10 protein-coding genes are annotated in these 14,109 nt (G+C 72.7%); 7 read left to right on the forward strand and 3 right to left on the reverse strand.

Annotated features, from left to right (window positions below):
- Nucleotides 1–249 precede the first annotated feature (249 nt).
- Nucleotides 250–660 carry a coenzyme B12-dependent isobutyryl CoA mutase small subunit gene (icmB, locus tag K3769_RS14590; RefSeq protein ID WP_107015720.1) on the forward strand — a complete coding sequence of 137 codons (411 nt, stop codon included), beginning with the start codon at nucleotides 250–252 and terminating at the stop codon, nucleotides 658–660.
- A 240-nt stretch (nucleotides 661–900) separates the two neighbouring features.
- Here icmB and K3769_RS14595 read toward each other — a convergent pair whose 3' ends face one another.
- Nucleotides 901–2,589 (reverse strand): DUF5691 domain-containing protein, encoded by a 1,689-nt coding sequence (locus K3769_RS14595; protein WP_267026859.1) that lies wholly within the window; start codon nucleotides 2,587–2,589, stop codon nucleotides 901–903.
- Nucleotides 2,590–2,718: 129 nt separating this feature from the next.
- Complete coding sequence (locus K3769_RS14600) at nucleotides 2,719–4,071, reverse strand: SWIM zinc finger family protein (RefSeq protein WP_267026860.1); 1,353 nt, start codon at nucleotides 4,069–4,071, stop codon at nucleotides 2,719–2,721.
- Between the two features lie 134 nt (nucleotides 4,072–4,205).
- Between K3769_RS14600 and K3769_RS14605 the strand changes: the two genes are divergently transcribed.
- The 6 genes from K3769_RS14605 to sucD all read left to right on the forward strand — a co-directional run bounded on the left by K3769_RS14605 (nucleotide 4,206) and on the right by sucD (nucleotide 13,004).
- Nucleotides 4,206–5,378, forward strand: a complete 1,173-nt coding sequence (locus K3769_RS14605; RefSeq protein ID WP_267026861.1) for an ATP-binding protein — start codon at nucleotides 4,206–4,208, stop codon at nucleotides 5,376–5,378.
- On the forward strand, nucleotides 5,375–7,918 hold the full coding sequence (locus K3769_RS14610) for a DUF5682 family protein (RefSeq protein ID WP_267026862.1): 2,544 nt from the start codon (nucleotides 5,375–5,377) through the stop codon (nucleotides 7,916–7,918). Before K3769_RS14605 ends, K3769_RS14610 begins: the two co-directional genes overlap by 4 nt.
- Nucleotides 7,915–9,144: a VWA domain-containing protein gene (locus tag K3769_RS14615; protein WP_267026863.1), complete on the forward strand. Its 1,230-nt coding sequence runs from the start codon at nucleotides 7,915–7,917 to the stop codon at nucleotides 9,142–9,144. Before K3769_RS14610 ends, K3769_RS14615 begins: the two co-directional genes overlap by 4 nt.
- Nucleotides 9,145–9,366: 222 nt before the next feature.
- Entirely contained in the window at nucleotides 9,367–10,317 is a 951-nt protein-coding gene (locus tag K3769_RS14620) for a hypothetical protein (protein WP_267026864.1), read from the forward strand.
- A gap of 602 nt (nucleotides 10,318–10,919) precedes the next feature.
- Complete coding sequence (sucC, locus tag K3769_RS14625; protein WP_267026865.1) at nucleotides 10,920–12,098, forward strand: ADP-forming succinate--CoA ligase subunit beta; 1,179 nt, start codon at nucleotides 10,920–10,922, stop codon at nucleotides 12,096–12,098.
- A gap of 21 nt (nucleotides 12,099–12,119) precedes the next feature.
- Nucleotides 12,120–13,004: a succinate--CoA ligase subunit alpha gene (gene sucD, locus K3769_RS14630; RefSeq protein WP_107015729.1), complete on the forward strand. Its 885-nt coding sequence runs from the start codon at nucleotides 12,120–12,122 to the stop codon at nucleotides 13,002–13,004.
- Between the two features lie 163 nt (nucleotides 13,005–13,167).
- On the opposite strand, the gene K3769_RS14635 is transcribed toward sucD, so the two are convergent.
- On the reverse strand, nucleotides 13,168–14,040 hold the full coding sequence (locus K3769_RS14635; protein ID WP_267026866.1) for a SigE family RNA polymerase sigma factor: 873 nt from the start codon (nucleotides 14,038–14,040) through the stop codon (nucleotides 13,168–13,170).
- Nucleotides 14,041–14,109 lie beyond the last annotated feature (69 nt).

Here is a 14,109-nt window from a genome sequence, read left to right on the forward strand (position 1 = left end):
TCGTCCCGGGTGCGAACCCTGTGTCGCGGTGTACGGGATCGATGCGCTGCGAACTTGTCCCACCGTGTGATTTCCCCCTCGGTCCGCACCGCGAAACTGCCGGTTGCGGGATGCTGGAGATAACGTTCGTTCACTTCCCCGGACCGTGCGGTGCGGGGTGGTCGTGCCGGGCATGTCCGGGATGCATGCTGGGGACGGTCGCCGGCGCGGGATACGTGCCATCGGTGTAGTGGGTTCATGGAGGCAGTGATGGGTGTGGCAACCGGTCCGATCCGCGTGGTGGTGGCCAAACCGGGGCTCGACGGCCACGATCGCGGGGCGAAGGTGATCGCGCGGGCGCTGCGGGACGCGGGAATGGAGGTCATCTACACCGGCCTCCACCAGACGCCCGAGCAGATCGTGGGCACGGCGATCCAGGAGGATGCCGACGCGATCGGGCTGTCCATCCTGTCCGGTGCGCACAACACGCTGTTCGCGGCGGTCATCGAGCTCCTGAAGGAGCGCGACGCCGCGGACATCAAGGTGTTCGGCGGCGGGATCATCCCCGAGGCGGACATCGCGCCGCTCAAGGAGAAGGGCGTCGCGGAGATCTTCACGCCCGGAGCCACGACCACGGCCATCGTGGACTGGGTACGGGCGAACGTGCGCCAGCCGGCGTAGGGCTCCGCCGGATCGGCGGGCGTGGGCGCTTGGTGCGCGTGCGTGCGTGGGAGGGTGCGGGCCGACCGTGGCTGGTCGCGCAGTTCCTCGCGCCCCTGGGTGGGCCGGAGTGCCGGCGGTGGGGTGGTGCGGGTCCGTCGTGGCTGATCGCGCCGTTCCCCGCGCCCCTGGGTGGGTGGGGCCTCGGCCGGTGGATCGGTGCGGGTCGGTTTCGCCGCGTCCCTGAGGGTCGGGGGTGGGTTACGGGTGGGTCAGTTCGGTTTGGATCGCTGCTCTCAGTCGCAGCGTGGTGACCAGGCGTTGGAAGGATTCGGCCCAGTAACCCCCGGCGCCCGGAGCCGCGTTCTCCGATTCGTCGGGGACGGCCGTGAGCCCTTCGAGGCGGACGGCCTCCGCCGGATCCAGACACCGTTCGGCCAGTCCCATGACCCCGCTGAAACTCCACGGATAACTCCCCGCGTCGCGCGCGATGTTGAGCGCGTCCACCACCGCGCGCCCCAACGGCCCGGCCCAGGGCACCGCGCACACCCCGAGCAACTGGAACGCCTCCGACAGCCCGTGCGCCGCTATGAACCCCGCCACCCACTCGGCCCGCTCCTCGACCCCCAACGTGCCGAGCAGCTTCGCGCGCTCGGCCAGGGAAACGGCTCCGGGCCCGCCCGCCTCCGGCGCCCCCGGCGTCCCCAGCAACGCTCTGGACCAGGAAGGGTCCCGCTGCCGCACCGCCGCCCGGCACCACGCTCCGTGCAGCTCGCCCTGCCAGTCGTCGGCCACGGGCAGCGCCACGATCTCCTGCGGCGTGCGTCCCCCCAGCCGCGGCGACCAGATGCCGAGCGGGGCCGCCTCCACCAACTGGCCCAGCCACCAAGATCGTTCGCCCCGGCCGGCCGGAGCCTTGGCCACCACGCCGTCGCGCTCCATGCCCGCATCACATTCGTGCGGCGCCTCCACCGCTATGGTCGGCGTGCCGTGCGGGCCGGGTGTGCCGTGCGTGCGGTCGATCGCGACGCAGGATCCCGCCCGCTCCGCCATCCGCCCGGCGAGCGCCGAACCGGGCAGCGCGGACAGCAGCTCCGCCGCGGTGGCCCGTACGTTGCGGCTCCGGTCGGCCAACGCCCGCTCCAGGAAGGGCTCGTCCGCCGCACTCAGCCCCGTCCGCAACGAGTCGAGGAACATCAACCGGTCCTCGGCCCGCTCCGAAGCCCACGTCCCGGCGAGCAGATCGCGCGCGGCCCCCGCGTCCTGTGCCCGGACCGCCGCCAGCAGCGCGACCCGCTCGGCGAACAGCCCCTCCTCCCACAACGCGTGCATCCGCTCCGGCTCCTCGGACCCGGGCAGCACGGCGCCGCCGCCCGGCGCCGCCCGCAGCGCGAAGCGCCAGTCCGCGTTCAGCCGCGCCAGCCACAGGGCGCGCGGCCCCGCGAAGGCCAGCACCGCCGGCCGGATGTCCGTACGCCCCCGGGCCGCGTCCAGCAGCGCGGGAAGTGCCTGGGGAGGGGCCGCGAAACCCTGCCGGTTCGCCGTGGCGAGCCACTGCGGCAGCAGCTCCTTGAGGTCGGGGGCCGCCCCCCGGCGACCGCTGCTTCCCGCCCCCGGCCGGTCGGCGAGCAGCATCGTCAGCCGGCGCGCCGCAGCCGGCGGCAGCGGGGGACGGGTGTCCTCCGCCACTGGCTCGACGCGGGCCGCCGCCCGGCCCGGCCGCATCCCGGCCCGTCGTCGTACGGTCTCCACGGCCGCCGCGTCCAGCAAGGCCGTCGGCGCGTCGCGCCGGGACGTGACCCCGGAGGGTGTACGCCGCGTGGTCCCCAGCAGCGCCACGGTCACCAGCTCCTCCCAATGGCTCCCGCCGGACGCTTCCGTGGAAGCGGACGTGGGGGCGGAAGCGGGAGCGGGAGCCGCAGCGGAGGCGGGGACAGGGGAGCTGGTCATGGGCGTCCCTCTCTTAGGAAGCGTCTTAGGAAGCGTCTTTAGAAGCGTCTTGGGAAACGTCGTGGGAGGCGGCGGGGCGATCCGGTCGCCCGGTCGTAGGGGAGTCGAGAAGGCTGGATCGCGGTGACGTCAGCACAGGGTCACCGCCTCGCCCGCGCCCTGAGGCCAGGCCGTGAGGGGAGAGAAGCCGCGGTGGCCGCACTCTCCGAAGACCGTCACCGGAGCGCCGCCGGAGAGGGCGACCAGTCGCCACAGACCGGAGCGCGACCGGGCGGCCGGTGTCAGCGGCAGGGCGAGCTCTCCGTCGGCGTCCGCCAGCTGCCAGTCATCGCCGTCCGGAGTCGGTATGACGCGGGCCAACGTCACGGGCCGCGATTCGAGCCACGGATCGTCCCGGAGCGCCTCGCCGTACTCGGCCACGGCCCGCGCCACATCCACCCCGGGCGGCCGGAAACCGGCGGGCTCCGGCGCGGCGAACCGCTCGCCCAGCGCCGCCCTCGACTGCCCCGCGCCCGGATACGCGGACAGCTCCGCGTCCAGCGTCAGCCCGACGGGCAACGCCAGCTCCGGTGCGCGCCCGGCGGCCCCGTAGGAGAGCAGCAGCGCCGTACGCCCCGACTCGGCCCCGTACAGCCAGATGCGGCGGGTCGTGAGACGGCTGTCCGCGGTGTCGTACTGGGCCAGGACCAGCCACCGGTCACGCACCGGCGGGCCGTCCGCCGAGCCGGGCAGCCCGATCCGGGACCGGACCGTCGCGGCCAGGCCGTCAGGCAGCGCGGCCCGGCGCAGCCACCCCTGGTCGAGGAGGTGGAGCAGCGCGCACTCCTCCAGCAGCCGCACGGGCCAGCCGGGCCCCGACGACGGGATCGCCCCCAACTCCCGCACCCGCGCGGCAAGGCCCGGCGCCTGCGCGTCGACCATGCGGGCCGCCGTCTCCTCCCACAGCCCGTACCCCCTCCGCTCCGCCGAGGCCAGACCGCCCCGCAGCAGATCGGTCAGCCGCTGCTCCAGCTCCGACGCCCCCGCGGTGATCAACTCGGCCCGCCGCTCCGCCCTGCGCCGCGCCGCCGCCGGATCACCCGCGGACGCCGAACCGGCCGCGTCCTCGGCCCGTTTGTCGTCCGCGCGCTTGCGCCTGCCCTCGATCCACTCCTCCGCCCAGTCCGGCGCCTGCCCCTTCGGCACCGCGCCGTCCTCGCCGGCCCAGAGCAGCAGCAGCCCCAGCGCGTGCTTGCACGGGAACTTGCGGCTCGGGCAACTGCACTTGTACGCGGGCCCGGTGGAGTCCGCGATGTCGATCACCGTCCGGTACGGCTTGCTGCCGCTACCTCTGCACAGGCCCCATACCGTCCCCTCCTCGGAACTGCCCGCCTCCGACCACGGCCCGGCCGCGCCGAGCTTGCTGCCCGCTTTGCGTGACGCGGTGTCAGGCGCCAGTGCAAGCACCTGATCCGCGGTCCAGCGCACCCCCTGCTGAGTCATGGAACCGAAGGTAGGTCCCGCCACTGACAATCGCCTGCGGCGGATACGTTCGCGCAGGTCAGAGCCGATTGTCAGTGGCGTGGTGCACGGTGGTACCAGATCCGAACCGGCCGAGCCGCAAGGGGGACCGCTCCATGTCCGTGTCCGTCGACCCGACGTCCGTCGACCCGAACCACCACCAGTCCGAAGGCGTGCCCGCGCCCGCGGTCACGCCCGCGCCGGACAAGGGTGAGGAGCTGCGGCCGCACGCCGAGGACGCGTTCGCCTCCGAACTCGCCGCGCTGGCCGCGCAGGACGACCGTCCGCGGCCCGCCCGCTGGCGGATGTCACCGTGGGCCGTCGCGACGTACCTGCTGGGCGGCACGCTGGCGGACGGCACGGTGATCACGCCGAAGTACGTGGGACCGCGCCGCATCGTCGAAGTGGCCGTGACCACGCTCGCCACCGACCGGGCGCTGCTCCTCCTCGGCGTACCCGGCACGGCCAAGACGTGGGTGTCCGAGCATCTGGCCGCGGCGGTCAGCGGCGACTCCACGCTTCTCGTGCAGGGCACGGCCGGCACACCGGAGGAGGCGATCCGGTACGGCTGGAACTACGCGCAACTGCTCGCGCACGGACCGAGCCGGGACGCCCTGGTGCCCAGCCCCGTCATGCGGGCCATGGCCGAAGGGATGACGGCCCGGGTCGAGGAGCTGACCCGTATCCCCGCCGACGTACAGGACACGCTCATCACGATCCTGTCGGAGAAGAACCTGCCCATCCCGGAGCTGAACTCCGAGGTCCAGGCCGTCCGGGGCTTCAATCTCATCGCGACGGCCAACGACCGGGACCGCGGGGTGAACGACCTGTCGAGCGCCCTGCGCCGCCGCTTCAACACGGTGGTCCTGCCCCTGCCGGAGAGCGCCGAGGCCGAGGTCGACATCGTCTCGCGCCGGGTCGACCAGATCGGCCGCTCCCTGGACCTGCCCGCCGTGCCCGAGGGCATCGAGGAGATCCGCCGTGTCGTCACCGTCTTCCGCGAGCTGCGCGACGGCGTCACGACCGACGGGCGTACGAAGCTCAAGTCGCCCAGCGGCACGCTGTCCACCGCCGAGGCGATCTCCGTCGTCACCAGCGGCCTCGCCCTGGCCGCCCACTTCGGGGACGGCGTCCTGCGCGCCTCAGACGTGGCGGCGGGCATCCTCGGCGCCGTCGTCCGTGACCCGGCGGCCGACCGCGTCGTCTGGCAGGAGTATCTGGAAGCGGTCGTCCGTGAGCGCGACGGCTGGAAGGACTTCTACCGGGCGTGCCGGGAGGTGAGCGCGTGAGCACGCACGCGGCGGAGAGCGGGGCCGGGGTCCGCCGGCCGCCCGGACCCCTGCTGCTGGGGGTGCGCCACCACGGGCCCGGCTCGGCGCGGGCCGTACGGGCGGCGCTCGACGCGGCGGAGCCGCGCGTGGTGCTCCTCGAAGGGCCGCCGGAGGCCGACGCGTTGATCGCGCTCGCCGCCGACGAGGACATGCGGCCGCCCGTCGCGCTCCTCGCGCATGTCGTGGACGAGCCGGGGCGGTCGGCGTTCTGGCCGCTCGCCGAGTTCTCGCCGGAGTGGGTGGCCATCCGCTGGGCCCTGGACCACGACGTGCCGGCCCGCTTCATCGACCTCCCGGCCACGCACACGCTCGCCCGGGACGAGAAGGAAGAGACGGCGGAGAGCGAGGACGAGGGGAAGCCGGACGGGGCTCGTCCCGAAACCGCCGAGGACGCCGAAGCAACCGAGGACGCCGAGGACGCCGAACCCGCCCGGGACGTGCGGATCGACCCGCTGGCCGTCCTCGCCGAGACCGCCGGATACGACGACCCCGAGCGGTGGTGGGAGGACGTGATCGAGCACCGGGGGGCGCGAGGAGAGGACGCGTTCGCACCGTTCGAGGTGCTCGGCGAGGCCATGGAGGCGCTGCGGGAGGTCTACGGGACGGGGGGACACGACCGGGATCTCCTGCGCGAGGCGTACATGCGGCTTCAGGTGCGGGCAGCGCAGCGGGAGTTCGCGGACGACGTGGCCGTGGTGTGCGGCGCCTGGCACGTTCCCGCACTGCGGCAGCGGACCACCGTCGCCGCCGACCGGGCCCTGCTCAAGGGACTGCCCAAGGTGAAGGCCGACATGACCTGGGTGCCCTGGACCCACCGGCGGCTCTCCCGTATGAGCGGTTACGGAGCGGGCATCGACTCGCCCGGCTGGTACGGGCATCTGTTCGCCGCCGCCGACCGTCCCATAGAGCGCTGGATGACGAAGGTGGCGCGGCTGCTGCGGGACGAGGACCGGCCGGTCTCCTCCGCGCACGTCATCGAGGCGGTGCGGCTCGCCGACACCCTCGCCGCGATGCGGGGCCGCCCCCTGCCGGGCCTCACCGAGACCACCGACGCCGTACGGGCCGTGATGTGCGAGGGCTCGGACGTACCGCTCGCGCTCGTGCACGACCGCCTCGTCGTCGGCGACGTGCTGGGAGAGGTGCCCGCGACGGCGCCCGCCGTCCCGCTCCAGCGCGACCTCGCCCGGCTCCAGCGACGGCTGCGGCTCAAGCCGGAGGCACAGGAGACAGAGCTGGAACTCGACCTGCGCAAGGAGACCGACGGCGGACGCAGCAGGCTCCTGCACCGGCTGCGCCTCCTCGGCATCCGGTGGGGAGAGCCGGTCTCGTCGCGCGGCAGCACGGGTACGTTCCGGGAGACCTGGCGGTTGCACTGGGAGCCGGAGCTCGCGGTGCGCGTCGCCGAGGCCGGAGTCTGGGGTACGACGGTGATCGCCGCCGCGACCGCCAAGGCCGAGTCGGACGCGGTCGGCGCACGCTCGCTGGCCGAGGTCACGGGCCTCGCCGAGCGCTGCCTCCTCGCCGAACTCCCCGACGCGCTCCCCGTGGTGATGCGGATCCTCGCCGACCGGGCCGCCCTGGACGCCGACGTCGGCCACCTCGCCCAGGCGCTGCCCGCCCTCGTCCGCTCCCTGCGCTACGGCGACGTACGGGGCACGGACACCCAGGCCCTGGCCGAGGTCGCCGCCGGGCTCGCGGAGCGGGTCTTCGTCGGACTGCCCCCGGCCTGCGCCGCCCTCGACGCGGAGGCCGCGGAGGAGATGCGAGGCCACATCGACGCCGTGCACAGCGCGGTGGGACTGTTGGTCGAGGGGACGGAGGAGGCAGAGGAAGCCAAGGGGCCGGAGGGTGCGGGGAGCGGCAAGGAGGCCGGGGGAGGCGCGGGCGACCCCCGAGCCGGCATACGCGGCCGGTGGCACTCCGTCCTGGGCACGCTGTCCGCGCGGGACACCGTTCCGGGCGTCGTCCGGGGGCGGGCCGTGCGGTTGCTGCTGGACGACGGGGAGCTGGGGCAGGAGGAGGCGGCGAGGCTCATGGGACTCGTCCTGTCACCGGGCACCGCGCCCGGCGACGCGGCGGCCTGGATCGAGGGCTTCATCGGCGGGGGATCGGGGGGCGGCATGCTGCTCGTGCACGACGAGCGGCTGCTCGGCCTGGTCGACTCCTGGCTGACCGGTGTGCCGGGGGACGCGTTCACCGGCGTGCTCCCGTTGCTGCGGCGCACCTTCTCGGAGTACGAGCCCGGAGTGCGCCGCACCCTCGGCGAACTGGTCCGGCGTGGGCCGGGGTCGCGCGGGAGCGTCGCGGACACCGTCTCCGGGACACCCGGCTTCGGACCCGGCCTCGACGAGGCCCGCGCCGGCGCCGTAATGCCGGTGCTGCGCATGCTGCTGGGGCTGGACGAGACCGACGACGATCCGGGTGAACCGGGTAATCCCGGTAATCCGGGTGGTCGCCGTGGACCAGGGGACAACGACCTTGTGGGGGCGGGCCGATGACTACGGGAGCGGTGAGCGGGGGAACGGCCGACCGGGCCGGGGTGCCCGATCAGTCCGGGGCCACCGACGAGCGGCTGCGGCGCTGGCGGCTCGTGCTGGGCGGGGACGACGCGGACGGCACGGGCTGCGCGCTCACCGGGCAGGACGCCGCGATGGACGGGGCGCTCGGCGCGCTGTACGGGAACGGCAACGGGAAGGGCGGCAGGGCGCGGGCGGGGCAGGAGCGTTCGGCGGGGCTCGGGGCGTCCGCGCCGTCCGTCGCCCGGTGGCTGGGCGACATCCGGACGTACTTCCCGTCCTCCGTCGTCCAGGTCATGCAGCGGGACGCCATCGACCGCCTCGGGCTGTCCACCCTGCTCCTGGAGCCGGAGATGCTGGAGGCCGTGGAGGCCGACGTGCACCTGGTGGGCACGCTGTTGTCACTGAACAAGGCGATGCCCGAGACGACCAAGGAGACGGCACGGGCGGTCGTGCGCAAGGTGGTCGAGGACCTGGAGAAGCGGCTCGTGACCCGCACCAGGGCGACGCTCAAGGGGGCCCTCGACCGCAGTGCGCGTATCAGCCGGCCGCGCCATCAGGACATCGACTGGAACCGCACCATCGCGGCCAACCTCAAGCACTATCTGCCCGAGTACCGCACGGTCGTGCCCGAGCGGCTCATCGGCTACGGACGCGCCTCGCAGTCGGTGAAGAAGGAGGTCGTCCTCTGCATCGACCAGTCCGGCTCGATGGCGGCGTCGGTCGTGTACGCGTCGGTGTTCGGCGCGGTGCTCGCCTCGATGCGGTCGATCGACACCCGGCTCGTCGTCTTCGACACGGCGGTCGTCGACCTCACGGACCAGCTCGACGACCCGGTCGACGTCCTCTTCGGCACGCAGCTCGGCGGCGGTACGGACATCAACAGGGCCCTCGCGTACTGCCAGTCGCAAATCACGCGCCCCGCCGACACGGTGGTCGTGCTCATCAGCGACCTCTACGAAGGGGGCATCCGGAACGAGATGCTGAAGCGGGTCGCCGCGATGAAGGCCTCGGGGGTGCAGTTCGTGACGTTGCTCGCGCTGTCCGACGAGGGGGCCCCGGCGTACGACAGGGAACACGCGGCGGCGTTGGCGGGTCTGGGCGCACCGGCGTTCGCCTGTACGCCCGACCTCTTTCCGGAGGTGATGGCGGCGGCGATCGAGAAGCGCCCACTGCCGATACCGGACACCGGCAGCCCGACGCGGTAGGAGGAGAGCGCGGAAGAGGGGGCGGGGGGAGCGGGGTTACGGAAAAAGCGGACATGAGTATCCATCGGTAACAGGGGGCTTGCGCTACCTCGGGAGTCCCGTGCGAGGATCGGCGGGTCTTGGGGGGCGTGCAGCCTCGCGGCCGCGCCCCACCCGCACCACTCCACGACGTCGGCGTACTCCGCTCCGTCCTGTCCCTCCGCACGGGAGGCTCTGCCCGCCTTGGCCCTGTCAGCCGTAGCCGTACTGCCCGGAACCGCTCCGCGTACGACACGTGGGGCGGCGGGGCGGCGGGTGCTGCAACTGGTGTTGCTGGTGGGCGGGTTGTTCGTGCTGGGGCTCCTCTGCGGGGAGCGGGCGCACGCGGCGGAGCGGACCGGCGAGCAGTTGTCGGCGCCGGGCGACTCGCGGCCCGTGGCCGACGGAGCCCAGGGCCTCGTACGGCCGGTGACCGACGACGTCGTTCGCCCGGTCGTCGAGGGTGTCGTGCAGCAGGTGCCCGCGCACGTCGTACCGCAGGTCGCCGAACACGTCGTCCGGCCCGTCGATGATCTGATCCACCAGATCACCGACGGAGTGGCCGACGACATAGCCGACGGAATCGGCGAGGGGGGCGTCGAGCAGCCGGATCCGCCGCGGTGGTGGCCGTCGGAGCCCGAACTGCCCACGCTGCCCGGTGTTCCCGGACTGCCTGAGCCGCCCGAGTCGCCGGGCCTGCCGCTGCCCGCGGTTCCCGGCCAGATCCTCCCGGCCGGTTCGGCGGCGGAGCCGCCGCAGCCCGGCGACGTTCTGGACCAGCGACGGGCAGCCGGGAAGCGGCCGAGCGGGGAGCACGGCGCGGCGGCGGCGTACGGGCCGCGGTTCGCCGGTGGCGCCGGTGGCCTCGCGGCGGCCGGTGACGACCTGGGCCGCCAGGGGCATGCAGCGGGCGCCCGGAACACCCGGGCGGCGGGAGCCGTGCAGGTGCCCGTGCACCAGATGCCCGGCGGCGACCCCACGGGTGCGTCGGCGTGCCACCTCGCCGTCGACAACGGGTCGCCGAGACACGGCGACGCGCAGGCCGTCACCTTGAACGAGAGGGTTCGGCCGACGCTGGTGCCCGGCGCCGCCGCGGACGTCGTCGCGGCCGGGCCCCGGGACCGGCACCGGGACATTCCGGAGTTCCCCGGCTAGAGCCGACGCCCTCCGCCGAACAGATCTGTCCGCCTGCCCGGAGAGCGAGCCCGCCCCGGAACCCTCCGGAGACCGGGCCCCTCCGCGCCGGTCGGTGTGACGGGCGACATCCGGCCGTTCGCGTACGCCGGCTGACCACCGACCACCGACCACCCCAGCCGTACAGCCGTACAGCCGTACAGCCGTAAGGCACCCCTCCCACCCCCGGCACCCCATCCGACTCCGCAGGGCGCAGGCCCGTACGGCCGAAATCCGTTCGGTCCGTCCGGGTATCGATCCCGCAGTCCGGGCCGTCCGTCCTCATTGGGGTGAGGACGGACGGTCCACGCCCTCAGATCGGTTTCAGGGGCTGTTCCACGGGCCTCACCAGGCAAACCCCAGCCTGGTGAGGCCCTTCACTCTGGCAATCTGTGACCGTAATCACCGCCCAGGTGTGATCTGCGATTTACGACCCCACGGTCGGCGGAGATAACCTGCGAGACGGACATGCCGCGTGTCGGCCACCGTGCTCACGCCCTCCTTGTGACCGCGCAGTCACGTTGCCCTCGCGGCACGCCCACGCAGACAACGAACCGCGAATTACCTGATAGGGACGGACGCGCGTGGACCTGTTCGAGTACCAGGCGAGGGACCTCTTCGCCAAGCACGGTGTACCGGTGCTGGCCGGTGAAGTCATCGACACGCCTGAAGGGGCGCGCGCGGCGACCGAGCGACTTGGCGGCAAGTCCGTCGTCAAGGCGCAGGTCAAGGTCGGTGGCCGCGGCAAGGCCGGCGGCGTGAAGCTGGCCGCCACCCCGGACGAGGCCGTCGCTCGCGCGACGGACATTCTCGGCATGGACATCAAGGGCCACACGGTCCACAAGGTGATGATCGCCGAGACGGCCCCGGAGATTCTGGAGGAGTACTACGTCTCGTACCTCCTCGACCGCACGAACCGCACCTTCCTCGCCATGGCGTCCGTACAGGGCGGCATGGACATCGAGGAGGTCGCGGAGAAGACCCCCGAGGCCCTCGCGAAGGTCCCGGTCGACGCCGTGGAGGGCGTTTCGATCGAGAAGGCCCGCGAGATCGTGGCCCTGGCGAAGTTCCCGGCCGAGGTGGCCGAGAAGGTCGCCGAGATCCTCGTGACCCTGTGGGAGACCTTCGTCAAGGAGGACGCGCTCCTCCTGGAGGTCAACCCCCTCGCCAAGGTCGCCTCCGGTGACGTCCTGGCGCTGGACGGCAAGGTCTCCCTGGACGAGAACGCCGAGTTCCGCCAGGCGGACCACGCGGCCCTCGAGGACAAGGACGCGGCCAACCCGCTCGAGGCCGCTGCCAAGGCGAAGAACCTCAACTACGTCAAGCTCGACGGCGAGGTCGGCATCATCGGCAACGGCGCGGGTCTCGTCATGAGCACCCTCGACGTCGTCGCGTACGCCGGTGAGAACCACGGCGGCGTGAAGCCGGCCAACTTCCTCGACATCGGCGGTGGCGCCTCCGCCGCGGTCATGGCGAACGGCCTGGAGATCATCCTCGGCGACCCGGACGTCAAGTCCGTCTTCGTCAACGTCTTCGGTGGCATCACCGCCTGTGACGAGGTCGCCAACGGCATCGTCCAGGCGCTGCAGCTGCTCAAGGACAAGGGCGAGGACGTCACCAAGCCGCTGGTCGTGCGTCTCGACGGCAACAACGCCGAGCTGGGTCGCAAGATCCTCTCCGACGCCAACCACCCGCTGGTGCAGCGCGTGGACACCATGGACGGCGCGGCCGACAAGGCCGCCGAGCTCGCGGCCGCGAAGTAAGGGACGAGGGACAGAACAGCCATGGCTATCTTCCTCAACAAGGACAGCAAGGTCATCGTCCAGGGCATGACCGGTGCCACGGGCATGAAGCACACCAAGCTCATGCTCGCTGACGGCACGAACATCGTCGGCGGCGTGAACCCGCGCAAGGCCGGCACGTCGGTCGACTTCGACGGCACCGACATCCCCGTCTTCGGCACGGTCGCCGAGGCCATCGAGAAGACGGGCGCCAACGTGTCCGTCCTCTTCGTGCCGCCGGCCTTCTCGAAGGCCGCCGTCGTCGAGGCCATCGACGCCGAGATCCCCCTCGCGGTCGTCATCACCGAGGGCATCGCCGTCCACGACTCCGCCGCCTTCTGGGCGTACGCGAAGTCGAAGGGCAACAAGACCCGCATCATCGGCCCGAACTGCCCCGGTCTCATCACCCCGGGCCAGTCCAACGCCGGCATCATCCCGGGCGACATCACGAAGCCGGGCCGTATCGGCCTGGTCTCGAAGTCCGGCACGCTGACGTACCAGATGATGTACGAGCTCCGTGACATCGGCTTCTCGTCGGCCGTCGGCATCGGTGGTGACCCCGTCATCGGGACGACGCACATCGACGCGCTCGCCGCGTTCGAGGCCGACCCCGACACCGACCTGATCGTCATGATCGGTGAGATCGGCGGCGACGCCGAGGAGCGTGCGGCGGACTACATCGCGAAGAACGTGACGAAGCCGGTCGTCGGCTACGTCGCGGGCTTCACCGCGCCCGAGGGCAAGACCATGGGCCACGCCGGCGCCATCGTCTCCGGCTCCTCCGGCACGGCCGCCGCCAAGAAGGAGGCCCTTGAGGCCGCCGGGGTCAAGGTCGGCAAGACGCCGACCGAGACGGCGAAGCTGGCCCGCGCCATCCTCGCCGGCTGACCAGCCGGTTCACCGTTTGTCGGCACAGCGGCACAGCGGCACAGCGGCACACCGGCTCACTGTTTGCCGCTACGGCGGTTCACTGTTTGTCGGTACGCCGACGGGCCCGCACCCTCATCGGGGGTGCGGGCCCGTCCGCGTCACCGGTCGGTCGGCCCGGCGCTCAGCGCGGTTGCGGAAGCAGCCTCTCCGGACCGTCGCCGAACATGCCGCGCAGCCTGGCGCGCAGCTCCAGGTCCCCCACCGACAGCGGGGCGGGGCCGGAACGCGGCGGAACTCCGGGCACCCTCGTGGCCGGGGCCTGCGGAGCCTCGTAGTGATCGGGGGCCGTGTGCAGGGTGAACGCGGTGGAGCCGATGATCAGGACCGTGAAGGCGATGGCCGCGCGGGTCCAGCGGCGGGCCCGGCGTTCGCTGCCCGAGCGCACGACGACGGGTTTCGGTGGGGTCCGCAGCCGTTCCGTGCCGCCGAGCTCCGTGAGCCGCCGCCGCAGCTCCTCCTTCTCCGACAGTTCGGGCAGGCGCCGGGCGACGGTCGCGCGGGCGTACAGCAGCCGGTTCGCCGCCGCCGGAGTGCTCGCCTCCGTCTCGGCCGCGGTCTCCGCCAGCCCGATCCCGACGCCGTCGTAGAGGAGCAGGGTCCGCCGGTACACGGGGGGCAGGTTCAGCAGTGTGGACAACAGCCTGCGGTCGTCCAGGGCGGCGGGCGGAGGCTCCGGGGCCCGGTGGCGCAGCCGCAGCCGGTGCCAGGGAGACATCGCGTACTCGTACGCCGCCGCCCGCACCCAGCCCGCCGGATCCCGGTCGACCGCCACCTCGGGCCAACGCTGCCACGCCTGCTGAAAGGCCCGCTCCACGGACTTCCGCGCCAGCTCGCGCCGCCCGGTGAGCAGATACGCCTGCCGTACGAGGGCGGGGGCGGCGTACGCGTAGAGGGCGTCGAAGGCCTGAGCGGGCGTCAGGTCGTCGTCGACGGGGGCGTCGGCGGTGGCGTCGGCGTCAACGGGGGCAGCGGCGGGGGCAGCGGTCTGCGTCACCGGGCACCCTTCCGTACGTAAAAGAACATAAAACGTATATTGAGCGACACATCCGAGGTTCGCCTGTTA

The organism is Streptomyces ortus (assembly GCF_026341275.1).
Taxonomy (GTDB): domain Bacteria; phylum Actinomycetota; class Actinomycetes; order Streptomycetales; family Streptomycetaceae; genus Streptomyces; species Streptomyces ortus.